Source organism: Pseudonocardia sp. ZF1 (genome assembly GCF_056835605.1).
The window spans coordinates 3,193,983-3,220,701 of sequence record NZ_JAJNBY010000001.1 but is presented as its reverse complement, the minus strand read 5'-3'; the positions used below and the strand labels follow the sequence as shown (position 1 = coordinate 3,220,701).

The following is a 26,719-nucleotide window of genomic DNA, read 5'->3' as shown; positions in this document are numbered from 1 at the left end:
GCCGACGAGCACACCACCCGGCTGCCCGTCACCCCGCCGGCCGGCTCCCCGGCCACCGGCCGCGACGAGGTCGAGCCGCCCACCAGCCGGATGCCCGCCGTGGGCCGCCCCGGCACCCCGGACCCGCTGACGGCGCCGTTCTCCGACATCGAGGACGCGCTGCGCCGCGACGGCGGTACGCCCGCCCACCCGGGCGCCACCGCCGACCCGGACGCCGAGGACACCCCGGCCGACCCGGCACCGGGCGGCGACCCGGTGTCCGGCCGTGCCCGGCCCGTCGACGACCGCCCGTGGCCGCCACCGCCCACCGGATCCCCATCCACCCCGCAGCACCCGGACCGGCACGACCAGGCCCGGCAGGAGGACCACTGATGCCCCGCCGCGACGACATCGACCACGTCATGGTGATCGGCTCCGGGCCGATCGTCATCGGTCAGGCCTGCGAGTTCGACTACTCCGGCACCCAGGCGTGCCGGGTGCTGCAGTCCGAGGGCATCCGGGTCTCCCTGGTCAACTCCAACCCGGCGACGATCATGACCGACCCGGAGTTCGCCGATGCCACCTACGTCGAGCCGATCACCCCGGAGTTCGTCGAGAAGGTCATCGTCGCCGAGCGCGACAACGGCACCCCGGTCACCGCGATGCTCGCGACCCTGGGCGGGCAGACCGCACTCAACACCGCGATCGCGCTGCACGAGAACGGTGCCCTGGAGCGCCACGGCGTCGAGCTGATCGGCGCCGACGTCGACGCGATCGAGCGCGGCGAGGACCGGCTCAAGTTCAAGGACATCGTGATCGGGGTCGGCGGCGACGTCCCCCGCTCCCGGGTCTGCCACTCCATGGAGGAGGTCCGCTCCGCCGCCGACGAGCTGGGTCTGCCCGTGGTCATCCGGCCGTCGTTCACCATGGGCGGGCTCGGCTCGGGCATGGCGCACTCGGCGCAGGACCTGGAGCGCCTCGCCGGCGCCGGGCTCGCCGCCTCCCCGGTCACCGAGGTCCTCATCGAGGAGTCGGTGCTCGGCTGGAAGGAGTACGAGCTGGAGCTCATGCGCGACCACCACGACAACGTGGTCGTCATCTGCTCCATCGAGAACATCGACCCGATGGGCGTGCACACCGGTGACTCGATCACCGTCGCCCCGGCGATGACCCTGACCGACCGCGAGTACCAGCACATGCGCGACGTCGGCATCGCCGTGCTGCGCGCGGTCGGCGTCGACACCGGCGGCTGCAACATCCAGTTCGCGATCCACCCCGAGACCGGGCGCCTGGTCGTGATCGAGATGAACCCCCGGGTCTCCCGGTCCTCGGCGCTGGCGTCGAAGGCCACCGGCTTCCCGATCGCCAAGATCGCCGCGAAGCTCGCCGTCGGCTACACCCTCGACGAGATCCGCAACGACATCACCGGTGAGACCATCGCCGCGTTCGAGCCGTCGCTGGACTACGTCGCGGTCAAGATCCCGCGGTTCGCGTTCGAGAAGTTCCCCGGCGCCGACCCCGAGCTGACGACGACCATGAAGTCCGTCGGCGAGGCGATGGCGCTGGGCCGCTCGTTCCCGGAGGCGCTGGGCAAGGCGCTGCGCTCGATGGAGCGGGCCCGGGCCGGGTTCTGGACCGCTCCCGACCCGGAGGGCGAACCGCAGTACACCGTCCCGGTCGACGGCCGCATCTACGAGGTCGAGCGCGCGCTCCGCTCCGGCCAGTCGGTCGACGACGTGGCCAAGAACTCCGGCATCGACCCCTGGTTCGTCGACCAGATCGCGCTGCTGGGGGAGATCCGCGCCGAGCTCGAGGCCGCACCCGTCCTCGACGCCGACCTGCTGCGCCGGGCCAAGCGCCACGGCCTGTCCGACCGTCAGCTCGCCGCGGTGCGCCCCGAGTTCGCCGGTGAGGACGGCGTGCGCACCCTGCGCCACCGCCTCGGCATCCGGCCGGTCTACAAGACCGTCGACACCTGCGCCGCCGAGTTCGCGGCGAGGACGCCGTACCACTACTCGGCCTACGAGACCGATCCCGCGGCCGAGTCGGAGATCGCCCCGCAGACCGAGAAGCCGAAGGTCCTGATCCTCGGCTCCGGCCCGAACCGCATCGGGCAGGGCATCGAGTTCGACTACTCCTGCGTGCACGCGGTCATGGCGCTGCGCGCCGCCGGGTTCGAGACCGTCATGGTCAACTGCAACCCGGAGACGGTGTCCACCGACTACGACACCGCCGACCGTCTCTACTTCGAGCCGCTGACCTTCGAGGACGTCCTGGAGGTCGTGCACGCCGAGCAGGCCTCCGGCACCGTCGCGGGCGTCATCGTGCAGCTCGGCGGGCAGACCCCGCTGGGGCTCGCGCAGCGCCTCACCGACGCCGGGGTGCCGGTCGTCGGGACCTCCGCGGCCGCGATCGACCTGGCCGAGGACCGCGGCGCGTTCGGCGAGGTCCTGCGCAAGGCCGGCCTGCCCGCCCCGGAGTTCGGCATGGCCACCTCCTTCGAGCAGGCCCGGGGGATCGCCACCCGGATCGGCTACCCGGTGCTCGTGCGGCCGTCCTACGTGCTCGGCGGCCGCGGCATGGAGATCGTCTACGACGAGGCGACCCTGGCCGGCTACATCGCCCGCGCCACCACCATCTCCCCGGACCGCCCGGTGCTGGTCGACAAGTTCCTCGACGACGCCATCGAGATCGACGTCGACGCCCTGTGCGACGGCGAGGAGATCTACCTCGGCGGCGTGATGGAGCACATCGAGGAGGCCGGGGTCCACTCCGGGGACTCCTCCTGCACCCTGCCGCCGATCACGCTGGGCTCCTCGGTGCTGGCGAAGGTCCGCGAGGCGACCGCCGCCATCGCGCACGGCGTGGGCGTGCGAGGGCTGCTCAACGTCCAGTACGCCCTGCACGGCGACGTGCTCTACGTGCTGGAGGCCAACCCGCGGGCGTCGCGGACGGTGCCGTTCGTGTCCAAGGCGACGTCGGTGCCGCTGGCCAAGGCCGCCGCCCGGATCATGCTCGGCGCCACCATCGCCGACCTGCGCGGCGAGGGCCTGCTCCCGGCGACCGGCGACGGCGGCGCGCTGCCCGCCGACTCCCCGGTCGCGGTCAAGGAGGCGGTGCTGCCGTTCAACCGGTTCCGCAACACCGCGGGCCAGGGCGTCGACCCGCTGCTCGGCCCGGAGATGAAGTCCACCGGCGAGGTCATGGGCTTCGACTCCGCCTTCGGCCCGGCGTTCGCCAAGTCGCAGGCCGCCGCCTACGGCTCGCTGCCGACCTCGGGCACGGTGTTCGTGTCCATCGCCGACCGCGACAAGCGGGCGATGGTGTTCCCGATCCGCCGCCTGGCCGACATGGGCTTCCAGGTCCTCGCCACCGAGGGCACCGCGGAGATGCTGCGCCGCAACGGGATCGACGTCGCCGTGGTGCGCAAGCACAGCGAGGGCTCCGGACCGGAGACCCCGACGATCGTCGACACCATCCTCGCCGGGGACGTCGACCTGATCGTCAACACCCCGGTCGGGAACCCCGGCCCGCGCGTCGACGGCTACGAGATCCGCGCCGCCGCGGTGTCGCGCGGGGTGCCGTGCATCACCACGGTGCAGGGGACCGCGGCCGCGGTGCAGGGCATCGAGGCGCTCGCCTCGGGCGGGATCGGCGTGCGGTCGCTGCAGCAGGCGCACGCGGCGCTGAAGGCCAAGGCGTGAGCTTCGCCGCCCGGCTCGACGGGGCCGTCGCCGCCCACGGGCCGCTGTGCGTCGGGATCGACCCGCACCCGGCACTGCTGGCGGCCTGGGACCTCACCGACGACGCCGACGGCCTCGCCGCGTTCGCCGACCGCTGCCACGCGGCGTTCGCCGGGGCGGTGTCGGTGGTGAAGCCGCAGGCGGCGTTCTTCGAGCGGCACGGCTCGGCCGGCGTCGCGGTGCTGGAACGGCTGCTCGCCGGGTTCGCGGGCTCGGGCACCCTGACCCTGCTCGACGCCAAGCGCGGCGACATCGGGTCCACCATGGACGGCTACGCCGACGCCTACCTGCGCGTCGGCGCGCCGCTCGGGGCGGACGCGCTCACGCTGTCGCCCTACCTGGGGTTCGGGTCGCTGGAGCCGGCGCTGACCGCCGCCGACGAGGCCGGGCGCGGGGTGTTCGTGCTGGCCCGCACGTCCAACCCGGACGGTGCCGCGGTGCAGTGCGCCACGACGGCGGACGGGGTGAGCGTCGCCCAGCGGATGGTCGACGACGCCGCCGCCCGCAACGCCGGTGCCCGGCCCCGCGGCGCGGTGGGCGTCGTCGTCGGCGGCACCCACGAGCACGGCCTCGACCTGACCGCGCTGAACGGCCCGGTGCTGGTGCCCGGGCTCGGTGCCCAGGGCGCGAGCCCGGCCGACGTGGTGTCGCGGTTCGCGGGCACCGCGGGCCCGGTCCTGCCGGTGTCGGCGCGCGGTGTGCTGCAGGCCGGCCCCGACGCCGTCGCCCTGCGGGACGCGGCGCACCTGCTCGGGGAGGAGCTGGCCTCCACCGCCGCCGGGTCGCACTGAGCGGGCGCCGGTCCCGGTGATCGTCCGCCGTGAGGTGTCCGGTGCCGGATCCGGCGCCGGACACCTCACGCGTCGCGATCACGGACTCCCGGACGGCGTGGGCCCGGTGGTGGGCCGGCGACGCCGGACGCGCGCCGGACGGTCCGCGCCACCCGCCGGGCGCCCCCGGGCGCACCGGGACGTCGATCGGGCGCGTCCGGTGGTGGGCCGGCTGCCCCGTCCGGCGGGCAGCACTGCGCCGACCCGCCCTACGGGGGAGCCGGATGGCACTCCTGTCGTGGTTCGAACAGGGTGCCGTTGATCACCTCCTGACGGCCGAAACCGGAGGTGGGACCCCCATTGACGCTTCCGTGGAGGTCGTGGGTACGTTCGAATACGACGCCGGGGACGTCCCCCGGACGGGTCGGTGCGACCCACCACCCGATCGCTGACGCGACACCCCGGCGCGAGCCGGGATCACGGCGGCGAGAACGACGAGAACGACACAGGAAAGTACGGAGGAACCAACCGTGGCCCTTCCCCAGCTGACCGAGGAACAGCGCGCCGCCGCGCTGGAGAAGGCCGCGGCCGCGCGCCGGGCCCGGGCCGAGCTGAAGGACCGCCTCAAGCGCGGCGGCACCACCCTCGAGGAGGTGCTGAAGAAGGCCGAGACCGACGAGGTCCTCGGCAAGATGAAGGTCTCGGCGCTGCTCGAGGCCCTGCCGAACGTCGGCAAGGTCCGCGCCCAGCAGATCATGGAGGAGCTGGAGATCGCGACCAGCCGCCGTCTGCGTGGTCTGGGTGACCGCCAGCGCAAGGCGCTGCTCGAGCGCTACCCGAGCTGATCCGGGCGTCCCGTGACCGACACCTCCTCCGTCATGTCCTCCGGCCGGACCGGTCCCGCCCGCGGGCGGCTGCTCGTGCTGGCCGGGCCCTCCGGGGTGGGCAAGAGCAGCGTGGTCGCGGGACTGCGCGAGGCGCTGCCGGAGCTGCTGTTCAGCGTGTCCGCCACGACCCGGCCCGCGCGGCCGGGCGAGGTGGACGGCCGTGACTACCGCTTCGTGTCCCGCGAGGAGTTCGACGCGCTCGTCGAGCGCGGCGAACTCCTCGAGTGGGCCGAGGTGCACGGCGGGCTGCAGCGCTCCGGCACCCCCGCCGCGCCCGTCGAGCAGGCGCTCGCCCAGGGCCGCCCGGTCCTGGTCGAGGTCGACCTGCAGGGCGCCCGGTCGGTCAAGCGGGTCCGTCCCGAGGCCGTCACCGTCTTCGTCGCGCCGCCGTCGATGGAGGAGCTGGCCCGCCGGCTCACCGACCGCGGCACCGACACCCCCGAGCAGCGCGAGCGCCGGCTGCGGACCGCCATCGAGGAGATGGACGCCCAGGGGGAGTTCGACGAGGTGGTCGTCAACGACGACCTGCAGGCCGTGATCGGCCGGTTGGTAGCATTGGCGGTCGACCGCGGCGCCGTCTGAGCGCCCCCGGTCCCCCTCGTTCTTCAGGAGTCCACCACGTGAGCACGCCCACCGGCACCTCCACCGCCCCCGAGGGCATCACCTACCCGCCGATCGACGACCTGCTCGGCCAGGTCAGCTCGAAGTACGCGCTGGTCATCTACGCGGCCAAGCGCGCCCGGCAGATCAACGACTACTACTCCCAGCTCGGTGAGGGCCTGCTCGAGTACGTCGGCCCGCTCGTCGAGCCGGGCCCGCGCGAGAAGCCGCTGTCGATCGCGATGCGCGAGATCCAGGCGGGGATGCTCGAGCACACCGAGGGCGAGTAAGACCTCTCGATGGCTCCTCCCGAGGTGCTCCTCGGCGTCTCCGGCGGCATCGCCGCCTACAAGAGCGCCGAGGTGCTGCGTCGCCTGACCGAGTCCGGCCACGCGGTGCGGGTGATCCCCACCGAGTCCGCGCTGCGGTTCGTCGGGGCCGCGACGTTCGAGGCCCTGTCCGGCCGGCCCGTCGCCACCGGGGTGTTCCACGACGTCCACGAGGTGCCGCACGTGGCCCTGGGCAAGGGCGCGGACCTCGTCGTCGTCGCCCCGGCCACCGCGGACCTCATGGCCCGCCTCGCGCACGGCCGCTCCGACGACCTGCTGACCGCGGCGCTGCTGACCGCCCGGTGCCCGGTGGTGCTGGCGCCCGCGATGCACACCGAGATGTGGGAGCATCCCGCGACGGTCGACAACGTCGCCCTGCTGCGCGCCCGCGGCACGGTGGTGATCGAACCCGCCGCGGGCCGGCTGACCGGCGCGGACACCGGTAAGGGCCGGCTGCCCGACCCGGCCGAGATCGTCGACCTGGCCCGGCTGCTGCTGGAGCGCCCGGACGCGCTGCCGCGGGACCTGGAGGGCCGCCACGTGGTCGTCAGTGCCGGTGGGACCCGGGAGGACCTCGACCCGGTCCGCTTCCTCGGCAACCGGTCCTCGGGCCGGCAGGGCTGGGCGCTGGCCCGGGTCGCCGCCCAGCGCGGCGCGCGGGTGACGCTCGTCGCCGGGCACACCGCGGACCTCGGCGCCCCGGCGGGGGTGGACGTGGTCGCCGCGGGGACCGCCGTCGCCATGGAGGCCGCCGTTCGCGGTGCGGCTGTGGACGCGGACGCCGTGGTGATGGCCGCCGCCGTCGCGGACTTCCGGCCGGTCGACACCGCCGTCGACAAGATCAAGCGCGGCGACGCGGAGCCGGCGCCGCTGCGGCTGACCCAGAACCCCGACATCCTCGCCGGGCTGGTGGCCGACCCGCCGCGGCCGGGTCAGGTCGTGGTCGGGTTCGCCGCCGAGACCGGCGACGCCGACGGCGACGTGCTCCACCACGGCCGCGCCAAGCTCACCCGCAAGGGCTGTGACCTGCTGGTGGTGAACGCGGTCGGCGACGGCAAGGCCTTCGAGACCACGGACAACGCCGGCTGGCTGCTCGCCCGCGACGGCGGCGAGGACGAGCTGCCGTTCGGCTCCAAGGCGCTGCTCGCCTCCCGCATCTGGGACGCGGTCGTCCCGCGCCTGCGCTGAGCATCCCCGCACACGACGACGGGCCCGCACCGGGGAACTCCCGGCGCGGGCCCGTCGTCGTGTGCGACCGGACTCAGTCCTCGTCGAAGAAGGAGCTGCGCGTCGGCTCCGCCTCGTCGGAGGAGGAGTCGGACCCCTCGCCCGACCCCTCACCCGACGTGGACGGCGTGGCCGACGAGGTCGACCGCGGCGAGGACGTGGACGGCGTCGCCGAGGAGGTCGACCGCGGGCTCGCGGTCGACGGCGACGAGGTCGACGGGGCCGACCGCTCGGTGCTGCTCGGGGTCAGCGAGTCCTCCGAGGACCCGGAGCGCTCGGCGCCGGAGGTCGAGACGTATCGGGACATCGCCCAGCCGCCGTACTCGGGGAGCTCGACGAACCCGTCCTGGGTCTCCCCGGTCGAGGTGGACTCACCCCGCTCGCACACGCCGACGATCGGCGCGTCGGCCTCGGGCTCGGAGCGGACGTTGACGCTCTGGGTGCAGGTGCCGGTACCGGCGGCCGACGCGGTGCCGGCGATGATCCCGGTGGTGGTGACGCCGGCCACGGCCAGTGCGCCGAGGACGGCTGCGACGCGTCGCGAGTTCGGCTTCATGGTGGAACAACCTCCGTGCCGCCGGGGCCGGGGCGGCCACCGTGCGGATCCGTTCGTGGGCGACCCCGCGGGGCGTGCGAGGTGTTGTCCCGCCCAACGAGCCGACGCCCGTTCGATTCGTGAGCGGAGGGTCAATCACCCCATCCGGCGACGCCGGGTAGCGAACTCGCCGGGCGTTGTCACGCTCCGTGTGTGAGTTCCTTCGTGCGGGTCCCGTACGGGCGGCCGGTCTGGACTACCCTGCATCCCGAGGGGCGCTCGCGATCATGGTCGTGCGTCCGAGCGAGCGCGGCGGGGTCGTCGCGCCGGAGTGGAGAACGTTTCCAACGGGATGGAGAAACTGCGCGTGTCAACCACGAGCCGTCGCCTGTTCACCAGCGAGTCGGTCACCGAGGGCCACCCCGACAAGATCTGTGACGCGGTCAGCGACACCATCCTCGACGCGATGCTCGCGCAGGACCCGAGCAGCCGGGTGGCCGTCGAGACCCTGGTGACCACCGGTCAGGTGCACGTCGCCGGGGAGGTCACCACCAACGCCTACGTCGAGATCCCGCAGCTGGTCCGGGACAAGATCCTCGAGATCGGCTACGACTCCTCCGCCAAGGGCTTCGACGGCGCGTCCTGCGGCGTCAACATCGCGATCGGTGCGCAGTCGCCCGACATCGCCCAGGGCGTCGACACCGCCTACGAGAAGCGCGTCGAGTCCGCCGAGGACGAGATCGCCAAGCAGGGCGCGGGCGACCAGGGCCTGATGTTCGGCTACGCCTGCGAGGACACCCCCGAGCTGATGCCGCTGCCGATCGCGCTGGCGCACCGCCTGTCGCGCCGGCTGACCGAGGTCCGCAAGAACGGCACGCTGCCGTACCTGCGCCCGGACGGGAAGACCCAGGTCACCATCGAGTACGACGGCGACAAGCCGGTCCGCCTCGACACCGTGGTCCTGTCCTCCCAGCACGCCGCGGACGTCGACCTCGACGGCATGCTGGCCCCCGACATCCTCAAGCACGTCGTCACCCCCGAGGTGGAGGCGCTGGGCTGGGACCCGTCGCAGCCGCGGCTGCTGGTCAACCCGACCGGCCGCTTCGTGCTCGGCGGCCCGATGGGTGACGCGGGCCTCACCGGCCGCAAGATCATCGTCGACACCTACGGCGGCATGGCCCGCCACGGTGGCGGCGCCTTCTCCGGCAAGGACCCGTCGAAGGTCGACCGCTCCGCCGCGTACGCCATGCGGTGGGTCGCCAAGAACGCCGTCGCCGCCGGGCTCGCCGGGCGGATCGAGGTCCAGGTCGCCTACGCGATCGGCAAGGCCGCCCCGGTCGGGCTGTTCGTGGAGACCTTCGGCACGGAGAACGTCGACCCGGCGCGGATCCAGGCCGCCATCGAGGAGGTCTTCGACCTGCGCCCGGCCGCGATCATCCGCGACCTGAAGCTGCTGCGCCCGATCTACGGCCCGACCGCCGCGTACGGCCACTTCGGCCGCACCGACGTCGAGCTGCCGTGGGAGGACACCTCCCGCGCCGACGCCCTGAAGTCGGTCGCCGGCGGCTGAGCGCCGAGCACGTGCCCCGTGGCCGTCGACCGCCCCGCGCGGTCGGCGGCCACGGGCGTCTCCGGGGGGCGTCGGTGCCGCGTGGTAGACCCTCGGCGTGAGCTCTCCGCGTACGGCCCCGGCGGCCCGCGCCCGCCGCCCGGGGCGCGACCGGGGGCAGTGGCAGCCCGCCCCGGCCCGTCCGGTCGCGCGGGTGCTGGTCGACGTCGCGCTGCCGCACCTGGACCGGGCCTTCGACTACCGCGTCCCGACCCATCTCGACGACGCCGCCGTCCCCGGTGTACGGGTGCGGGTGCGGTTCGCCGGCCGGCTGGTCGACGGGTTCCTGCTGGAGCGCTCCGACGACACCGCCCACGCCGGGAAGCTCGCCTGGGTCGACAAGGTCGTCTCGCCCGAACCGGTGCTCACCGCCGAGGTGGCCGGGCTGGCCCGGGCCGTCGCCGACCGCTACGCCGGGGTGATGGCCGACGTCGTGCGCCTCGCGGTACCCGCCCGGCACGCCCGCGTCGAGTCCGAGACCCCGCGGGAACGCGGCGCCGCCGAGCCCGCCCCGGTCGACCGTGCGGGCTGGGAGGCCTACCCGCGCGGCGGTGCGTTCCTCGACGCGCTGGCGGGCGGGCGCGCCGCGCACGCCGTCTGGCAGGCGCTGCCGGGGGAGGAGTGGGCGGCCCGGCTGGCCGAGGCCGCCGTCGCCACCCGGTCGGCCGGCCGCTCGGCCCTGCTCGTGGTCCCCGACCAGCGCGACGTCGCCCGGCTGCACGGCGCCTGCGCGGCGCTGCTCGGCGAGGACGGGGTGGTCGCCCTGACCGCCGAGCTCGGGCCCGCCGAGCGCTACCGGCGCTGGCTGGCGGTGCGGCGGGGGAGCGTGCGCGTCGTCGTCGGCACCCGGTCCGCGGCGTTCGCCCCGCTCGGCGAGCTCGGCCTGCTGGCCGTCTGGGACGACGGCGACGACTCCCACTCCGAGCCCCGCGCCCCCTACCCGCAGGTCCGCGACGTGCTGGTGCTGCGCGCGCACCGCGAGGGCGCCGCGCTGCTGCTCGCGGGGTTCGCCCGGACCGCCGAGGCGCAGGTGCTCGTCGAGACCCGCTGGGCGAGTCCCATCGCGGCCGACCGTGCCGGGGTGCGTGCCCGGATGCCACGGGTCACCGCGATCGGGGAGACCGACACCCAGCTCGTGCGTGACCCGGCCGCCCGCGCGGCCCGCGTCCCGGGCGTCGCGTTCGAGGCCGCCCGCGCCGCGCTGGCCGCCGGGCGCCCGGTGCTGGTGCAGGTGCCGCGGTCGGGCTACCTGCCGTTCCTGGCGTGCGCGTCCTGCCGCGACGCCGCCCGCTGCCGGCACTGCGCGGGCCCGCTGGGCCTGCCGCGTTCCGGCGCGGGTTCCGAGGGTGCACTGCCCGCCTGCCGCTGGTGCGGCCGGGCCGAGCCGGCGTTCCGCTGCGGGCACTGCGGGTCGCGACGGCTGCGGGCCGGGGTGGTCGGCGCCGGGCGCACCGCCGAGGAGCTCGGCCGCGCCTTTCCCGGCATCACCGTGCGGACCTCCGGCGGGGGCGCCGAGGTCCTCGACACCGTCCCGGCCGGGCCCGCGCTGGTCGTCGCCACGCCGGGGGCGGAGCCGGTCGTCGACGGCGGCGGCGGGGCCGGCTACGGCGCCGCGCTGCTGCTCGACGGCTGGGCGATGCTCGCCCGGCCCGACCTGCGCGTCGCCGAGGAGACGCTGCGCCGCTGGTTCGCCGCGGCCGCCGGGGTCGTGCCGCACACCGACGGCGGACGGGTCGTCGTCGTGGCCGAGGCGTCGGTGCCCACGGTGCAGGCGCTGGTGCGGTGGGACCCGGCCGGGCACGCCGAGGCCGAGCTCGCCGAACGCGCCGAGGTGGGGTTCCCGCCCGCGATCCGGATGGCCTCGGTGGAGGGGCCGCCCGCCGCCGTCGCCGAGATCTGCGACGCGGTGCTCGGCACCGGGCGCGTCGACCCGTCCCCGCCCGAGGGGGTGGAGCTGCTCGGACCGGTCGAGATCGACCCGCCGGACCGGCCCGGCGCCGCCGACGAGGTCCGCGAGCGCGCGCTGCTGCGGGTCCCGCGCCGCGCCGGTCGCGATCTGGCCCGTGCCCTGCACGACGCGCAGGCCCTGCGCACCGCCCGCAAGGCCCCCGAGACCGTCCGGGTCCGGCTCGACCCCGACGAGATCGACTGAGCGGTGCGCCGCGTCACCGCCGTGACACCGGACGGGAGCGGCGGTGCCGCAGTGGCACAATGGAGCGCTGATCACCGCACTCGTCCGCCGTGAGGGGAAGCCCGTGCCCATCCAGCCCGTCCGGCTGTTCGGCGACCCGGTCCTGCGCACCCGCGCCACCGAGGTCACCGACTTCGACGCGGAGCTGCGCAAGCTCGTCAGCGACCTGACCGACACCATGCACGACGAGGGCGGCGCCGGTCTGGCCGCGCCGCAGATCGGCGTCGGCAAGCGGGTGTTCGTCTACGACTGCGACGGCTTCTCCGGGCACCTGGTCAACCCGACCTGGGAGGCCGTCGGCGAGGACGAGCAGTTCGGCATGGAGGGCTGCCTGTCCATCCCCGGGCTCGGCTGGGACTGCCGGCGCAAGCTGCACGTCGTCGCGCGGGGCTGGGACATGCACGGCGAGCCGCAGGTGGTCGAGGGCTCCGAGCTGCTGGCGCGGGCCATCCAGCACGAGACCGACCACCTCGACGGCGTGCTGTTCGTCGACCGGCTCGACGCCGAGACCCGCAAGCTGGCGATGCGCGAGATCCGGGAGGCCGCCTGGTTCGGCGAGCCCGAGCCGGTGGTCAAGGCGAGCCCGCACCCCATGTTCGGCAAGGCTCGATGAGGCTGCTGTTCGCCGGCACCCCCGACCCGGCGGTGCCGTCGCTGCGGGCGCTGCTGGAGCACCCCGGCCACGAGGTCGTCGCGGTGCTGACCCGCCCGGACGCCCCCGCCGGGCGCGGCCGCAGGCTCACCCGCTCCCCGGTCGGTGAGCTCGCCGACGCGGCGGGGGTCCCGGTGCTGACCCCCGCGAAGCCGTCGGACCCGGAGTTCCTCGACACCCTGCGTGCGCTCGCCCCGGACTGCGCACCGGTCGTCGCCTACGGGGCGCTGCTGCCCCGCCCGGTGCTGGACGTGCCCGTCCACGGCTGGGTCAACCTGCACTTCTCGCTGCTGCCCGCCTGGCGCGGCGCGGCCCCGGTGCAGTCCGCGATCCGGCACGGCGACGACGTCACCGGCGCCACCACGTTCCGGCTCGAGGAGGGCATGGACACCGGGCCCACCTACGGCCTGGTCACCGAGACCGTCGGCGCGACCGACACCGCGGGCGACCTGCTGGGCAGGCTCGCCGAGTCCGGTGCCCGGCTGCTCGCCGCGACCCTGGACGGCATCGCCGACGGCACGCTGACCGCCGTCCCGCAGCCCGCCGAGGGGGTCTCGCTCGCGCCGAAGGTCACGACCGCCGACGCCCGCGCCGACTTCACCACCCCGGCCGCCGCGCTGGACCGGCTGATCCGCTCGGTCACCCCCGAGCCCGGTGCGTGGTGCGGGTTCCGCGACGACCGCCTCGGGCTCGGCCCGGTCCGCCCGTTGCGCACCGGTGAGGTGGAGCTCGCTCCGGGGGAGCTGCGGGTCGAGCGCCGCCGGGTGCTGGCCGGGACCGCGACCGTCCCGGTCGAGCTGGGCGAGGTGAAGCCGAAGGGCAAGCGGTTCATGCCCGCGCCGGACTGGGCCCGCGGCGCCCGGATCGACGGCGTCGAGTACCTGGGCTGACCGCCGCCACCCGCCCCGGTCCGGCGCACCGACCTCCCGACACCACACCGACTTCCCGACATCCCGGACGACGGCCGGCCCCCGGCCACGGCGGACCCCGCCGAGGAGACCACGTGAGCGAGCAGGACCCCCGACCCGACCGCGACCGGCCCGGCCGGTCCGACCGCCCCGAGCGGCGCGCCGGCGACGATCGGCACCGCGGCGGCGACAGGCCCGGCGGTGACCGGTCGGGCGGCGACCGGGCCCGCGGTGACCGGTCGCGCGACGACCGCGGCCCGCGCACCGGGTCCGGCTGGGGCGGCGGCCCGGGGTCCGGCGACCGGCGCGGCGGGTCCGGCTCCGGTGGTCCGGGTGGCTCCGGGGAGCGCCGTGGCGGTGGGTGGCGCGACTCCGACCGGCCCAGCCACTCGCGCTCCGGCGGCGACGTGGCCCGCCCGCGCGACGGCGGGGACCGGTCGCGCGACGACCGTCCCCGCGGCGACCGCCCGTTCCGGGGCCGCGACGACCGGCCGCGCGGCGACGACCGCGCCCGCGGCGGGGACCGCACCCGCGACGACCGTCCCCGTGGGGACCGGCCGTACCGGAACCGTGAGGACCGCACCCGTGACGACCGCCCGCGCGGCGACCGCCCCGGCGGCGACCGTGCACGCGGCGACGGGCCCCGCCCCGACCGACGTGACGACCGCCCCCGCGGTGACCGTCCGCCGTACGACCGTGACGACCGCCCGCGTGGCGACCGGCCCCGGGGCGACCGACCCCAGGGCGACCGCGCCCGCAGTGACCGTCCCCGCAGTGACCGCCCGCAGGGCGACCGTCCCCGCCCCGACCGCGGGGACGACCGCCGCGGCGGCCGCGACGACCGCGGGGACCGTGGCGGGGACCGCGGCCCCCGCCGCGAGCGCACCTCCGGCCCCCGCAACTCCGGCCCGCCCCGTGGCCGCAGCGGCCCCGGCAGGCCCCCGGCCGTCGACCCCGCCCGGCAGGCGGCCTACGAGCTGCTGACCGCCGTCCGCGAGCGCGACGCCTACGCCAACCTCGCCCTGCCCGGCATCCTGCGCCGCCACCGGCTGCGCGACCGCGACGCCGGCCTGGCGACCGAGCTCGGCTACGGCACCCTGCGCGCCCAGGGCCTGCTCGACACGATCATCGACGCCTGCACCGACCGCCCGCTGGCCAAGATCGAGCACGCCCTGCTCGACGCGCTGCGCCTGGGCGCCTACCAGCTGCTGCGCACCCGGGTGCCCGACCACGCGGCCGTCACCACCTGCGTCGAGCTGGTCCGGTCCGACCACGGTTCGCAGTCGGCCGGGTTCGTCAACGCGGTGCTGCGCCGCATCGGCGAGCACACCGAGGCCGAGTGGCTCGACCGCCTCGCCCCCGACCCCGCCGAGGACCCGGTCGGCGACGCCGCGCTGCGCCACGCCCATCCGCGCTGGATCGCGCAGGCCTTCGCCGACGCGCTCGGCGGCACCGGCGAGGAGCTGACCGCCGCCCTCGCCGCCGACGACACCCGGCCGCGCGTGCACCTGCTCGCCCGGCCCGGCGAGATCACCGCCGAGGAGCTGGCCCTGGCCACCGGCGGCGAGCAGGCGCCCTACTCGCCCTACGGCGTGCACCTGGAACCGGGCAGCGGGGACGTCGGCGAGCTCGACGCCGTCGCCGAGGGGCTCGCGATCGTCCAGGACGAGGGCAGCCAGCTCGTCGCCGCCGCGCTCGCCCGGGCCGAGCTGCTGGGCGAGGACACCGGCCGCTGGCTCGACCTGTGCGCCGGGCCGGGCGGCAAGGCGTCGCTGCTGGGCGGGCTCGTCGCCGCGCGGGGCGGGACGCTCGACGCGGTCGAGTCCAGCGAGCACCGCGCCGACCTCGTGCGCCGGTCCGTCGCGGAGCTGCCGGTCACCGTGCACGTCGCCGACGGCCGGGAGGCCCCGCTGCCCAACGGCGGCTACGACCGGGTGCTCGTCGACGCGCCCTGCACCGGGCTGGGCGCGCTGCGCCGCCGCCCCGAGGCCCGCTGGCGGCGCCGCCCCGAGGACATCGCGACGCTGACCCGGCTGCAGCGCGAGCTGCTCGTCGCCGCGCTGCGGCACGTCCGCCCCGGCGGCGTCGTCGCCTACGTCACCTGCTCGCCGCACGTGTCGGAGACCGTCGGCGTCGTCGGCCGGATCGTCGGCCGCGAGGGACGCCCCGGCCCGGCCGGTGCCGTCGACCAGCTCGACGCGCGCGCCTGGCTGCCCGGCGAGGTCCCCGGCCTCGGGGACGGGCCGACCGTCCAGCTGTGGCCGCACGTGCACGGCACCGACGCGATGTTCCTGGCGCTGCTGCGCCGACCGCTCGAGGGCTGACCGCGGTGTGACGGCGGCCTCGCCCACGGGTGCGGGGCCGCCGGCGAGCGGCCAGTAACCTCCTCGGCGTGCACCCGATGATCGCGCCCAGCATCCTCTCGGCCGACTTCGCCCGACTCGGCGAGGAGGCCGCCGCCGTGGGCGGCGACGGGACCGGGAACGGCGCGGACTGGCTGCACGTCGACGTCATGGACGCGCACTTCGTGCCGAACCTGACGCTCGGCCTGCCGGTGGTGCAGAGCCTGCGCGCCGCCACCGACATCCCGCTCGACTGCCACCTGATGATCGAGGACCCGGACCGCTGGGCCCCGGGCTACGCCGAGGCGGGCGCCCGCAACGTCACCGTGCACGCCGAGGCCGCCCACGATCCGGTGATGCTCGCCAAGAACCTGCGCGCCGCCGGGTCCCTCGCCGGGCTGTCGATCAAGCCCGGCACCCCGCTCGACCCCTGGGTCGAGGTGCTCCGCCACTACGACACGCTGCTGGTCATGAGCGTCGAGCCCGGCTTCGGCGGGCAGAGCTTCATCCCCGAAGTCCTCGACAAGGTCCGCACCGTCCGCAACCTGGTCGACACCGGGCACCTCACCGTGCTCGTCGAGATCGACGGCGGCATCAACGCCGACACCATCGACGCGGCCGCCGAGGCCGGCGTCGACTGCTTCGTCGCCGGGTCGGCCGTCTACGGCGCCGAGGACCCGGGCCGCGCCGTCACCGCGCTGCGCGACAGCGTCCGCCGCGCGAACCCGCACCGCTGGGCCGGCTGAGCCCGCCCCGGCCCCGGAGCGAGGAGCAGTGGACGACCCGACCGGCCCGGACCGCCGCACGGTGGCGGCGATGCGCCGTGCGCTGGCCGCGTCCGTGGAGGTCCACGGCACCACCAGCCCCAACCCGGCGGTCGGCTGCGTCATCCTCGACCGGCACGGCGAGGTGGCAGGCGTCGGCGCCACCGCGCCACCCGGCGGCCCGCACGCCGAACGGGTCGCACTCGCCGCGGCGGGCGCGCGTGCCGCGGGCGGCACCGCGGTGGTCACCCTCGAACCGTGCAATCACACCGGCCGCACCCCGCCGTGCGTGGAAGCTCTCCTGGAGGCGGGTGTCGCCCGCGTGCACGCCGCGGTCGCCGACCCGAACCCGGTCGCCGCGGGCGGTCTGGACCGGCTGCGCGCCGCCGGGGTGGATGTGACACTCGGCACGCTCGCCGACGAGGTCGCGCTCGGTCCGCTGCGCGGCTGGCTGCACCGCACACGAACCGGACGTCCCCACGTGACCTGGAAGGTCGCCACCACGCTCGACGGCCGCGTCGCCGCCGCCGACGGCACCAGCCGCTGGATCACCGGCCCGGTCGCGCGCGGCGCGGTGCATGACCTGCGCCGCAGGATGGACGCGATCGTCGCGGGCACGGGTACCGTCCTGTCCGACGACCCGGCGCTGACCGCCCGCCGGCCCGACGGCACCCTGTTCGACCACCAGCCCCTGCGGGTGGTGGTGGGACACCGCGACGTCCCGCCCGGCGCCCGGCTGGCCCGGACCGACGAAACCGGCACCGCCGACGTGGTCCACCTCCGCACCCGCGATCCGGGGGAGGTGCTCGCCGAGCTCAGCCACCGGACCGTGGTGGACGTGCTCCTCGAGGGCGGACCGACCCTCGCCGGTGCGTTCGTCGCCGCAGGACTCGTCGACCGGGTGCTCGTGCACCTGGCCCCGGCCCTGCTCGGCGCGGGACCGCACGCCCTCGGCGACGCGGGCGTGGTAACGATCGCCGACATCGTGCGGTTGCACGTGGACGAGGTCCACCGCGTCGGCGACGACGTGGTCATCGACGCACGACCGGCATCCGGCCCGACCGGGCCGGACGTGCCGCAGTAGGAGGGACGGGCGATGTTCACCGGGATCGTGGAGGAGGTCGGCGAGGTCGTCGACGTCCGCACCGACGACGACGTCGTCGTGCTGACCGTGCGCGCGGCCCTGGCCGCCGAGGTCGGGCACGGGGAGTCGGTCGCGGTGAACGGCTGTTGCCTCACCGCCGTCGTCACCGGGCCGGGCGCGGCCACGCTCACCCTGGAGCTGGTGCCCGAGACGCTGAAGCGGACCTCGCTCGGCGCCGTCGGCGCCGGGTCCGGGGTCAACCTGGAGCGCGCCGTACCCGCCGGGGGCCGGCTCGACGGCCACATCGTGCAGGGGCACGTGGACGGCGTCGGCACCGTCGTCTCCCGCACCCCCGGCGAGCGCAGCGACGAGGTCCGCTTCTCGCTGCCCGCCGAGCTCGCCCGCTACGTCGTGGAGAAGGGCTCCGTCGCCGTCGACGGTGTCTCGCTGACCGTCGCCACCGTGTACCCGGACGGGTTCGGGGTGGCGCTGATCCCGACGACCCTCGCCGAGACCACACTGGGGTCGCGCACCCCGGGGGACCCGGTCAACCTGGAGGTCGACGTGATCGCCAAGTACGTGGAACGCATGACCGCGGGGTACCTGCAGGGGCCCGGGTCCGGACAGGAAGGGGTCGCCCGGTGAGCGAGCCGTTGACGTCGCCGGTCACTCCGGCAGGCCAAGGGTCGGGCAAGCTGCCCGACGCCCCGCACACCGCGATGTCCCCCTCGGAGCGGGCCGAGCGCTTCGCCCAGATCGAGAAGGCCATCGCCGACATCGCCGAGGGCAAGCCGGTCGTCGTGATGGACGACGAGGACCGCGAGAACGAGGGCGACCTGATCTTCGCGGCGTCGAAGGCGACCGCGGAGCTGCTGGCGTTCACCGTCCGCTACACCTCCGGCTACGTCTGCGTGGCCATCACCGGGGAGGCCTGCGAGCGGCTCGACCTGCCGCCGATGCACCACACCAACCGCGACTCCTTCCGCACCGCGTACACCGTCACCGTGGACGCGAAGGAGGGCATCACCACCGGAATCTCCGCCCAGGACCGCGCGCACACGATCCGCACGCTCGCCGACCCGGGGACCGACCGGCACGACCTGGTCCGGCCCGGTCACGTCGTGCCGCTGCAGGCCCGCGAGGGCGGCGTGCTGCGCCGCCCCGGGCACACCGAGGCCGCGGTCGACCTCGCCCGGATGGCGGGCCTGCCCGCCGCCGGCGCGCTGTGCGAGATCGTCTCGGAGAAGAACACCGGCGAGATGGCCCGCGGCGAGGAGCTCGGCGTGTTCGCCGCCGACCACGACCTCACGCTGATCACCATCGCCGACCTCATCGCCTACCGGCGCCGCTACGAGAAGCACGTCGAGCGGGTCGCCACCGCGCGGATCCCCACCGGCCACGGTGACTTCCTCGCGCACGGCTACGACTGCACCCTCGACGGCACCGAGCACATCGCCATGGTGATGGGCGACATCGCCACCCCCGCCGACGACGGCGAGAACGTGCTCGTCCGGGTGCACTCCGAGTGCCTCACCGGCGACGTCCTCGGCTCGCTGCGCTGCGACTGCGGCCCCCAGCTCGACGCGGCCCTGGAGGCCGTCGCGAAGGAGGGCCGCGGCGTCGTGCTCTACATGCGCGGACACGAGGGCCGGGGGATCGGCCTGCTGCACAAGCTGCAGGCCTACCAGCTCCAGGAGGCCGGCGCCGACACCGTCGACGCCAACCTCGCGATGGGGCTGCCCGCCGACGCCCGGGACTACGGCATCGGCGCCCAGATCCTCGCCGACCTCGGCGTCAGGTCGATGCGGCTGCTCACCAACAACCCGGACAAGCGGGCCGGGCTGGAGGGCTACGGACTGCGCGTGGTCGGCCGCGAGCCGATGCCGGTGCGCGCGACCCCGCAGAACCTGCGCTACCTGCGCACCAAGCGCGACCGGATGGGCCACGACCTGCCCGACCTCGGCGAGGTCGCCGATCCGGCGCTGTGACCCGGCCGCGCACCGCGCACCGGGAGACCCCGTGGCGCGGCGCGCGGGCCGAGAGGCGAGAATCGGCCCATGAGCGGTGAGGGCCGGCCCTCCGGGGCCACGCAGCTGGACGCGAGCGGACTGCGGGTCGGGGTGGTGGCGGCCCGCTGGCACGCCGAGATCGTGGACCGGCTGCTGGAACGGGCCGTCGCCACGGCCCGGGAGGCCGGTGCCGAGCCCACCGTCGTGCGGGTACCCGGCACCGTCGAGCTGCCGGTCGTCGCCCAGGAGCTGGCCCGCGGTCACGACGCCGTCGTCGCGCTCGGTGTCGTCGTCCGCGGTGGCACCCCGCACTTCGAGTACGTCTGCGACGCCGTCACCGCGGGCCTCACCCGCGTGGCGCTCGACGAGTCGACCCCGGTCGGCAACGGCGTGCTCACCACCGACACGGTGGACCAGGCGGTCGACCGCTCCGGTGCGCCGGGCGCCGCCGAGGACAAGGGGTCCGAGGCCTGCATCGCCGCACTCGAATCGGCGCTGGCGCTGCGCGACCTGCGCGCCGGCGCCCCGACCCGCCCGTGATCCCGACCCGGGTCAGCACAGGGAGACTCCAGTGACCGAGCAGCCGACCGACTCCACCGCCCCCGCCCCGGCGGACCGGACCCGGACCGGACCCGGACCGGACGCGGTGACCCTGCGCCCGCGGGTCATCCGCTGGACCGCCTGGCTCAGCGCCGCCGGCGTGATGGTGTTCTTCCTCATCGCGGCCTACTTCATGCCCGCCGAGGACACCGGGGTGATCTTCCAGCCGGCCGACCAGGTCGCGATGATGGTCATCGGGGCGTTCGTCGCCGGCGGTCTGCTGCTCATGGCCCGCCCCCGGGTGCGCGCCGACAGCCACGGCATCGAGGTCCGCAACGTCATCACCGCCCGGTGGTACGACTGGGCCGACGTGCACGGCGTCTCGTTCCCCGACGGTGCCGCCTCGGCCCGCCTGGAGCTGCCCGACGACGAGTACCAGTCGGTGCTCGCCGTGCAGGCCGTCGACCGCGGGCTGGCCGTGCGCCACGTCCGCACCCTGCGCACCCTGCACCGCACCGCCGTCCTGGGGGAGTGACGGCTCAGGCGCCGATGCCCGGCGCCCCGGCCCGGCCGTCCAGGCGCGGGCCGCCCAGGTCGGCCCGGTCGGCCGCGGCGGCACCGTGCCGGAAACCGCTGCCCGACACCTGCGGGCGGCGGGCGCGGCGCAGCCGGCCGAACTCGGCGTCGTAGGCGCGGTCCACCTCGGCACCCCGGTCGGCCAGCACCAGCTCGGTCGACGCCGCCGCCCGCCCGGTCTCCGCCTCGGTCTCGCCCAGCGCGGAGCGCTCGGCCTCGCACAACCGCTCGTACACCCGGCCCGCGAAGCCGTAGATCCAGGACCGCCGGTAGGCCGCCACCGACTCGCCGGGGTCCGGCGGGCGGACCGCGGCCAGCGCGGCCGTGGCCTGCAGCAGCAGCGAGGTGTAGAGCAGCTCCACCCGCTCCCGGTCGGAGGCGAACCCGAACACGGTGACCGCGGCGACCGAGCCGCCCCGCTGGTCGTGCATCACCCAGCGGCAGCGCAGCGCCGACGCCGTCCACCCCAGCAGCCGCGCCTTCGCCCCGCTGTAGGGGTTGTCGACGGTGATCCGGCTCCGGCCGATCGGGTCGGCCCGCGCCGCCCCGGCGCCGGGGGCCGCCGCGAGCAGCGCCTCGTCGATCCCGTGCCGTGCCATCAGGGCGAACGCCTTGTCGGTGTAGATCTCGGCCTCGTCCGGCGTGCCGGCCCGCTCCGCCTTCGCCAGCAGCTTGCGGATCCGGTCCAGCCGGGCCCCGGGCACCTGCTCACCCGGCGCGGTGCCGATGTCGGTGCGGGGGCCGGTCTCCTGCGCGGTGCTCACGGCGGTCTCCTCGGGCTCGGTATGGTCGAACTCGTGTTCGAGGGCGAGGTGTACCGGACCCTACCGACAGTTCCGGCGGGGCCGCGCGAGGTCCCCGGCCGACACGCGTCCCTACACCTCGTCCGGGGCCCGCGCCGAGGCCGGGGCCGGACCGGGACCGTCGGTGCCCGCAACTACCCTGGGAGTCACCATGGCCGACCCCAGCACCTACCGTCCGGCGACCGGGACGATCCCGGAGTCGCCCGGGGTGTACCGCTTCTCCGACCCCCGTGGCCGGGTGATCTACGTCGGCAAGGCCAAGAGCCTGCGGCAGCGGCTGAACTCCTACTTCGCCGACCTGTCCGGCCTGCACCCGCGCACCCGGCAGATGGTCACCACCGCGGCGAAGGTGGAGTGGACGGTCGTCGGGACCGAGGTCGAGGCCCTCCAGCTCGAGTACAACTGGATCAAGGAGTACGACCCTCGGTTCAACGTCCGCTACCGCGACGACAAGAGCTATCCCGTCCTCGCCGTGACGATGCACGAGGAGTACCCGCGGCTGCACGTCTACCGCGGCCCGCGCCGCAAGGGCGTCCGCTACTTCGGCCCGTACGCCCACGCCTGGGCCATCCGCGAGACCCTCGACCTGTTGCTGCGGGTCTTCCCCGCGCGCACCTGCTCGACGGGGGTCTTCAAGCGGCACGGCCAGATCGGGCGGCCCTGTCTGCTCGGCTACATCGACAAGTGCTCCGCCCCCTGCGTGGGCACGGTCACCGCCGACGAGCACCGCGACATCGTCGAGAACTTCTCCGACTTCCTGTCCGGACGCACCGACCGGATGGTCCGCCAGCTCGAACGCGAGATGGCCGAGGCCTCGGAGAACCTCGAGTTCGAGCGCGCCGCCCGGCTGCGCGACGACCTCGGGGCGCTCCGCCGCGCCCTGGAGAAGCAGGCCGTCGTGCTGGGCGACGGCACCGACGCCGACGTGGTCGCCTTCGCCGAGGACGAGCTGGAGGCCGCGGTCCAGGTCTTCCACGTCCGCGGCGGCCGGGTCCGCGGCCAGCGCGGCTGGGTGATCGACAAGGTCGAGCCGACCGACACCGAGCAGCTCGTCGAGCGGTTCGTCTCCCAGTTCTACGGCGAGCAGCACGCCCTCGCGGGCGCCGCCGACGACGCGGCGCAGCCGGTGCCCAAGGAGATCCTGGTCCCGGTGCTGCCCTCCGACACGCCCGCGCTGGAGCGCTGGCTGACCGGGCTGCGCGGCTCCAGGGTGGGGATCCGGGTGCCGCAGCGCGGTGACAAGCGGGACCTCGCCGCGACCGTCGCGCGGAACGCGAAGGAGGCGTTCGCCCAGCACAAGCTACGCCGCGCCGGGGACCTCACCGCCCGGTCGGCCGCGCTGCAGGAGATCCAGGAGAACCTGGAGCTCGACCAGGCGCCGCTGCGCATCGAGTGCATCGACATCAGCCACGTGCAGGGCACGAACGTGGTCGCGTCGCTGGTGGTCTTCGAGGACGGGCTGCCCCGCAAGTCCGAGTACCGCCGCTTCGAGATCCGTGAGGCCGCCGCCGAGGGCGACGTGGCCTCGATCGCCGAGGTCGTGCGCCGCCGGTTCCGCCGCTACCTGGCCGAGACCGCCGACGAGCCGGCCCCCACCGAGGGCTCCGGGGAGGTCGCGCCCGGCGACACCGTGCGCACCGGGATCGACCCGGAGACCGGGCGGCCCAAGAAGTTCGCCTACCCGCCGAACCTGCTCGTCGTCGACGGCGCGAAGCCGCAGGTCGACGCGGCGGCCGCGGAGCTGGCCGGGCTGGGGATCACCGACGTCGCGGTCTGTGGGCTCGCCAAGCGCCTCGAGGAGGTCTGGCTGCCCCACGACACCGACCCGGTGATCCTGTCCCGGACCAGCGAGGGGCTCTACCTGCTGCAGCGGATCCGGGACGAGGCGCACCGGTTCGCCATCACCTATCACCGCCAGCGTCGTTCGCAGGGCATGACGGCGTCCGCTCTCGACGGGGTCCCCGGGCTCGGCCCGGCCCGCAAGCAGGCGCTGCTCAAGCACTTCGGGTCGGTGCGCAAGCTGCGCGCCGCCGACGTCGACGAGATCGCCGGTGTGCCCGGCTTCGGTCGCCGGACCGCCGAGTCCGTGGTCGCGGCCCTGCACGCCGGAACCGAGGGGGAGAAGGCATGACCGACGACAACGGCGAGGTGACCGCGGGCCCGGGGATCGAGGTCGCGGTGGTCAGCGGCCTGTCCGGGGCCGGGCGCAGCACCGCGGCGAAGGTCCTGGAGGACCTGGGCTGGTTCGTGGTGGACAACCTGCCGCCCGAGCTCATCGCCACGATGGTCGAGCTGGGATCGCGGGCCCGGGGCGAGGTGGCCCGGATCGCGGTGGTGATGGACGTGCGCTCCCGCGCGTTCACCGACGACCTCGGTGCCGTCATCAAGGACCTCGACGGCCGCGGCTACCGGCCGAAGCTGCTGTTCCTGGAGGCCTCCGACGCGGTGCTGGTGCGCCGCTTCGAGCAGAACCGCCGCTCGCACCCGCTGCAGGGCGCCGGGCGCATCACCGACGGCCTGAACGCCGAGCGCGAGGTGCTGCGGCCGCTGCGCGAGGACGCCGACCTCGTCGTCGACACCTCGAACCTGTCGGTGCACGACCTGCGGACCCGGATCGAGGGCTCGTTCGCCCAGGAGAGCGCGCATGCCGCGACCCGGGTGACGGTGCTGTCGTTCGGCTACAAGTACGGGCTGCCGCTGGACTCCGACCTCGTCGTCGACGTGCGGTTCCTGCCCAACCCGCACTGGATCCCCGAGCTGCGCCCGTTCACCGGCCGCGACCGGGAGGTCAGCGACTACGTGCTGTCCCAGGAGGGCGCGGAGGAGTTCGTCGACCGCTACCTGGAGCTGCTCGACCTCGTCGGCGCCGGGTACCGGCGCGAGGGCAAGCGCTACCTGACCGTGGCCGTCGGCTGCACCGGCGGCAAGCACCGCTCGGTGGCGATCTCGGAGGAGATCGGGCGCCGGCTCGCCGACCGCGAGGGCATCCAGGTCAACGTCGAGCACCGCGACATGGGGCGCGAGTGAGCCCACGCCCACCCGAGCGCACCGGGGGACTGCGCGTGGTCGCGCTCGGCGGTGGGCACGGCCTGCACGCCACGCTGACCGCGTTGCGCCGCTGCCCGCCGGTCACCGACATCGCCGCCGTGGTCACCGTGGCCGACGACGGCGGGTCCTCGGGGCGGCTGCGCCGCGAGCTCGGCCTGCTCCCGCCCGGCGACCTGCGGATGGCACTCGCGGCCCTGGCCGGCGACGACGAGCGGGGCCGCTTCTGGTCCGGGCTGGTCCAGCACCGCTTCGGCGGGACCGGCGCCCTGGCCGGGCACGCGGTGGGCAACCTGCTGCTCGCCGGGCTGCTGGAACGCGACGGCGACCCCGTGCGCGCACTGGCGACCGTCGGCGAGCTGATGGGCTGCGCCGGACGGGTCCTGCCGATGGCCCGGGTGCCGCTGGACATCGAGGCGGAGGTCGCGCTGGACGGCGTCGACGGCGCCCACCTGATCCGCGGTCAGGTCGCCGTCGCCTCCACCCCGGGCCGGGTGCGCCGGGTCTGGCTGCGGCCCGCCGACCCGCCCGCCTGCGACGAGGCCGTCCGCGCGGTGCGCGACGCCGACGTCGTGCTCCTCGGACCCGGCTCGTGGTTCACCAGCGTGCTCCCGCACCTGCTCGTGCCCGGGCTGCGCGACGCGCTGCTGGAGACCCCGGCGGCCCGGGTCGTGCTGCTCAACCTGGCCCCCGAGCCGGGGGAGACCGCCGGTTTCTCCCCCGAACAGCACCTTGAAGTACTGTCCGGGCACGCTCCCGGTCTGCGGGTGCACGCCGTCCTGGCCGACGCCGGGTCGGTGAGCCTGCCGGACCGGCTGGACGCGGCCGCCGCCGACCTGCTGGTCCCCGGCGGACGGGTGTGGCCGGCCGCCGTCGCCGACGCCCGGGCGGCGACCCCGCGGCACGACCCGGACGCACTGGCCGGGGCACTCGCCGACGTGTTCGGCACTCTGACCCCCGGCCGGGTCCCGGCGGAGAACGGCACGCACGACAGGCCGCAGCACGACAGCCCGCAGCGCGTTAGGAGCTCCCGATGGCCATGACCGCCACGGTGAAGGACGAGCTGAGCCGGCTCACCGTCACCAAGCAGTCGTCGCGGCGCGCGGAGGTCGCCTCGTTGCTCCGCTTCGCAGGCGGCCTGCACATCGTGGGCGGCAGGGTGGTGATCGAGGCCGAGGTCGACACCGGCTCGGTCGCCCGCAGGCTGCGCCGCGAGATCCACGAGCTGTACGGCCACACCGCCGACGCGCACGTGATCACCGCGGGCGGTCTGCGCCGCAGCGCCCGCTACGTGATCCGGGTGATCCGCGACGGCGAGGGACTCGCCCGCCAGACCGGGCTGCTCGACAACCGCGGCCGCCCGGTGCGCGGGCTGCCGCCGCCCGTGGTCTCCGGTGACCTGTCCGACGCCGAGGCCGCCTGGCGTGGTGCGTTCCTCGCGCACGGGTCGCTCACCGAGCCGGGCCGCAGCTCCGCACTGGAGGTCACCTGCCCCGGCCCCGAGGCCGCGTTGGCCCTGGTCGGCGCGGCACGCAGGCTGGGCGTCGCGGCGAAGGCCCGCGAGGTGCGCGGCGCCGACCGGGTCGTGGTCCGCGACGGCGACGCGATCGGCGCGCTGCTGACCCGGATGGGCGCCCACCAGAGCGTCCTGTCCTGGGAGGAGCGCCGGATGCGCCGCGAGGTCCGGGCGACGGCCAACCGGCTCGCGAACTTCGACGACGCCAACCTGCGCCGCTCGGCGCGGGCCGCGGTCGCCGCGGCGGCCCGGGTCAGCCGCGCCCTGGAGATCCTCGGCGACGAGGTGCCCGAGCACCTGCAGGCCGCCGGGCGGCTGCGGGCCGAGCACACCCAGGCGTCGCTGGAGGAGCTGGGCCAGCTGGCCGACCCACCGATGACCAAGGACGCCGTGGCCGGCCGGATCCGGCGGCTGCTCCAGACCGCGGACAAGAAGGCCGCCGAGCTCGGCATCCCCGACACCGAGTCCGCCGTCACCGCCGAGATGCTGGAGGAGGAGGGCGGCGGGCGCTGACCGCGGTCACACCCCGTCACGAGGGGGGTGCGGGGCGTCGGGCATGATGCCGCCGTGACGATCCCGGGCTCCACCCTCCTCGCCGTTCATCTCGATC

General features: G+C 75.4%; 23 protein-coding genes and 1 pseudogene. 22 read left to right on the top strand and 2 right to left on the bottom strand.

Annotated features, from left to right (window positions below; all coding sequences use genetic code 11):
- Positions 1-99 precede the first annotated feature (99 nt).
- From ZF1_RS15620 to coaBC, 7 genes are all read left to right on the top strand, one after another.
- Positions 100-372 carry a hypothetical protein gene (locus ZF1_RS15620; protein WP_482637610.1) on the top strand — a complete coding sequence of 91 codons (273 nt, stop codon included), beginning with the start codon at positions 100-102 and terminating at the stop codon, positions 370-372.
- Positions 372-3,683 (top strand): carbamoyl-phosphate synthase large subunit, encoded by a 3,312-nt coding sequence (gene carB / locus ZF1_RS15615; protein ID WP_482637609.1) that lies wholly within the window; start codon positions 372-374, stop codon positions 3,681-3,683. The genes ZF1_RS15620 and carB overlap by 1 nt, the downstream gene beginning before the upstream one ends.
- Positions 3,680-4,513 carry an orotidine-5'-phosphate decarboxylase gene (pyrF, locus tag ZF1_RS15610; RefSeq protein WP_251782382.1) on the top strand — a complete coding sequence of 278 codons (834 nt, stop codon included), beginning with the start codon at positions 3,680-3,682 and terminating at the stop codon, positions 4,511-4,513. The genes carB and pyrF overlap by 4 nt, the downstream gene beginning before the upstream one ends.
- A 509-nt stretch (positions 4,514-5,022) precedes the next feature.
- Entirely contained in the window at positions 5,023-5,337 is a 315-nt protein-coding gene (mihF, locus tag ZF1_RS15605) for an integration host factor, actinobacterial type (protein ID WP_020627642.1), read from the top strand.
- A gap of 12 nt (positions 5,338-5,349) precedes the next feature.
- A complete protein-coding gene (gmk, locus tag ZF1_RS15600; protein ID WP_459559828.1) occupies positions 5,350-5,961 on the top strand; it encodes a guanylate kinase in 612 nt (203 codons plus the stop codon).
- Between the two features lie 38 nt (positions 5,962-5,999).
- Positions 6,000-6,269: a DNA-directed RNA polymerase subunit omega gene (gene rpoZ, locus ZF1_RS15595; protein WP_020627644.1), complete on the top strand. Its 270-nt coding sequence runs from the start codon at positions 6,000-6,002 to the stop codon at positions 6,267-6,269.
- A gap of 9 nt (positions 6,270-6,278) precedes the next feature.
- Positions 6,279-7,496: a bifunctional phosphopantothenoylcysteine decarboxylase/phosphopantothenate--cysteine ligase CoaBC gene (gene coaBC / locus ZF1_RS15590; protein WP_482637608.1), complete on the top strand. Its 1,218-nt coding sequence runs from the start codon at positions 6,279-6,281 to the stop codon at positions 7,494-7,496.
- Between the two features lie 73 nt (positions 7,497-7,569).
- On the opposite strand, the gene ZF1_RS15585 is transcribed toward coaBC, so the two are convergent.
- Complete coding sequence (locus ZF1_RS15585; RefSeq protein ID WP_224402321.1) at positions 7,570-8,091, bottom strand: SH3 domain-containing protein; 522 nt, start codon at positions 8,089-8,091, stop codon at positions 7,570-7,572.
- A 346-nt stretch (positions 8,092-8,437) separates the two neighbouring features.
- On the opposite strand from ZF1_RS15585, the gene metK reads away from it, so the two are divergent.
- The 11 genes and pseudogenes from metK to ZF1_RS15530 all read left to right on the top strand — a co-directional run bounded on the left by metK (position 8,438) and on the right by ZF1_RS15530 (position 20,704).
- Complete coding sequence (gene metK, locus ZF1_RS15580; RefSeq protein ID WP_238590020.1) at positions 8,438-9,640, top strand: methionine adenosyltransferase; 1,203 nt, start codon at positions 8,438-8,440, stop codon at positions 9,638-9,640.
- 97 nt (positions 9,641-9,737) lie between these two features.
- Positions 9,738-11,831, top strand: coding sequence for a primosomal protein N' (locus ZF1_RS15575; protein WP_476651601.1), 2,094 nt, complete (start codon positions 9,738-9,740; stop codon positions 11,829-11,831).
- Positions 11,832-11,934: 103 nt separating this feature from the next.
- Positions 11,935-12,483: a peptide deformylase gene (gene def, locus ZF1_RS15570; protein WP_062403164.1), complete on the top strand. Its 549-nt coding sequence runs from the start codon at positions 11,935-11,937 to the stop codon at positions 12,481-12,483.
- Positions 12,480-13,412, top strand: coding sequence for a methionyl-tRNA formyltransferase (fmt, locus tag ZF1_RS15565; RefSeq protein WP_405416836.1), 933 nt, complete (start codon positions 12,480-12,482; stop codon positions 13,410-13,412). The genes def and fmt overlap by 4 nt, the downstream gene beginning before the upstream one ends.
- Before the next feature lie 890 nt (positions 13,413-14,302).
- Positions 14,303-15,754: pseudogene (locus tag ZF1_RS15560) on the top strand (RsmB/NOP family class I SAM-dependent RNA methyltransferase); the annotation flags it as partial.
- Positions 15,755-15,831: 77 nt separating this feature from the next.
- Positions 15,832-16,518, top strand: coding sequence for a ribulose-phosphate 3-epimerase (gene rpe / locus ZF1_RS15555; RefSeq protein WP_482638714.1), 687 nt, complete (start codon positions 15,832-15,834; stop codon positions 16,516-16,518).
- 70 nt (positions 16,519-16,588) lie between these two features.
- Complete coding sequence (gene ribD / locus ZF1_RS15550) at positions 16,589-17,620, top strand: bifunctional diaminohydroxyphosphoribosylaminopyrimidine deaminase/5-amino-6-(5-phosphoribosylamino)uracil reductase RibD (RefSeq protein WP_482638713.1); 1,032 nt, start codon at positions 16,589-16,591, stop codon at positions 17,618-17,620.
- A gap of 12 nt (positions 17,621-17,632) precedes the next feature.
- Positions 17,633-18,265 carry a riboflavin synthase gene (locus tag ZF1_RS15545; protein WP_405416840.1) on the top strand — a complete coding sequence of 211 codons (633 nt, stop codon included), beginning with the start codon at positions 17,633-17,635 and terminating at the stop codon, positions 18,263-18,265.
- Positions 18,266-18,339: 74 nt separating this feature from the next.
- Positions 18,340-19,608, top strand: coding sequence for a bifunctional 3,4-dihydroxy-2-butanone-4-phosphate synthase/GTP cyclohydrolase II (locus tag ZF1_RS15540; protein WP_251782974.1), 1,269 nt, complete (start codon positions 18,340-18,342; stop codon positions 19,606-19,608).
- Between the two features lie 69 nt (positions 19,609-19,677).
- On the top strand, positions 19,678-20,169 hold the full coding sequence (gene ribH, locus ZF1_RS15535; RefSeq protein WP_405416842.1) for a 6,7-dimethyl-8-ribityllumazine synthase: 492 nt from the start codon (positions 19,678-19,680) through the stop codon (positions 20,167-20,169).
- A 31-nt stretch (positions 20,170-20,200) separates the two neighbouring features.
- Positions 20,201-20,704 carry a PH domain-containing protein gene (locus ZF1_RS15530; protein WP_482637607.1) on the top strand — a complete coding sequence of 168 codons (504 nt, stop codon included), beginning with the start codon at positions 20,201-20,203 and terminating at the stop codon, positions 20,702-20,704.
- 4 nt (positions 20,705-20,708) lie between these two features.
- Here the strand turns inward: ZF1_RS15530 and ZF1_RS15525 are convergent, their stop codons facing one another.
- Positions 20,709-21,509, bottom strand: a complete 801-nt coding sequence (locus tag ZF1_RS15525) for a DUF2786 domain-containing protein (protein WP_346103620.1) — start codon at positions 21,507-21,509, stop codon at positions 20,709-20,711.
- Positions 21,510-21,699: 190 nt separating this feature from the next.
- Between ZF1_RS15525 and uvrC the strand changes: the two genes are divergently transcribed.
- From uvrC to whiA, 4 genes are read left to right on the top strand one after another with little or no spacing between them, the layout of a single operon-like run.
- On the top strand, positions 21,700-23,679 hold the full coding sequence (uvrC, locus tag ZF1_RS15520; RefSeq protein ID WP_208821210.1) for an excinuclease ABC subunit UvrC: 1,980 nt from the start codon (positions 21,700-21,702) through the stop codon (positions 23,677-23,679).
- Positions 23,676-24,575, top strand: coding sequence for an RNase adapter RapZ (rapZ, locus tag ZF1_RS15515; RefSeq protein ID WP_208821208.1), 900 nt, complete (start codon positions 23,676-23,678; stop codon positions 24,573-24,575). The genes uvrC and rapZ overlap by 4 nt, the downstream gene beginning before the upstream one ends.
- 29 nt (positions 24,576-24,604) lie before the next feature.
- On the top strand, positions 24,605-25,636 hold the full coding sequence (locus tag ZF1_RS15510; RefSeq protein ID WP_482638712.1) for a gluconeogenesis factor YvcK family protein: 1,032 nt from the start codon (positions 24,605-24,607) through the stop codon (positions 25,634-25,636).
- Positions 25,627-26,622, top strand: coding sequence for a DNA-binding protein WhiA (whiA, locus tag ZF1_RS15505; RefSeq protein ID WP_062395598.1), 996 nt, complete (start codon positions 25,627-25,629; stop codon positions 26,620-26,622). The genes ZF1_RS15510 and whiA overlap by 10 nt, the downstream gene beginning before the upstream one ends.
- Positions 26,623-26,719 lie beyond the last annotated feature (97 nt).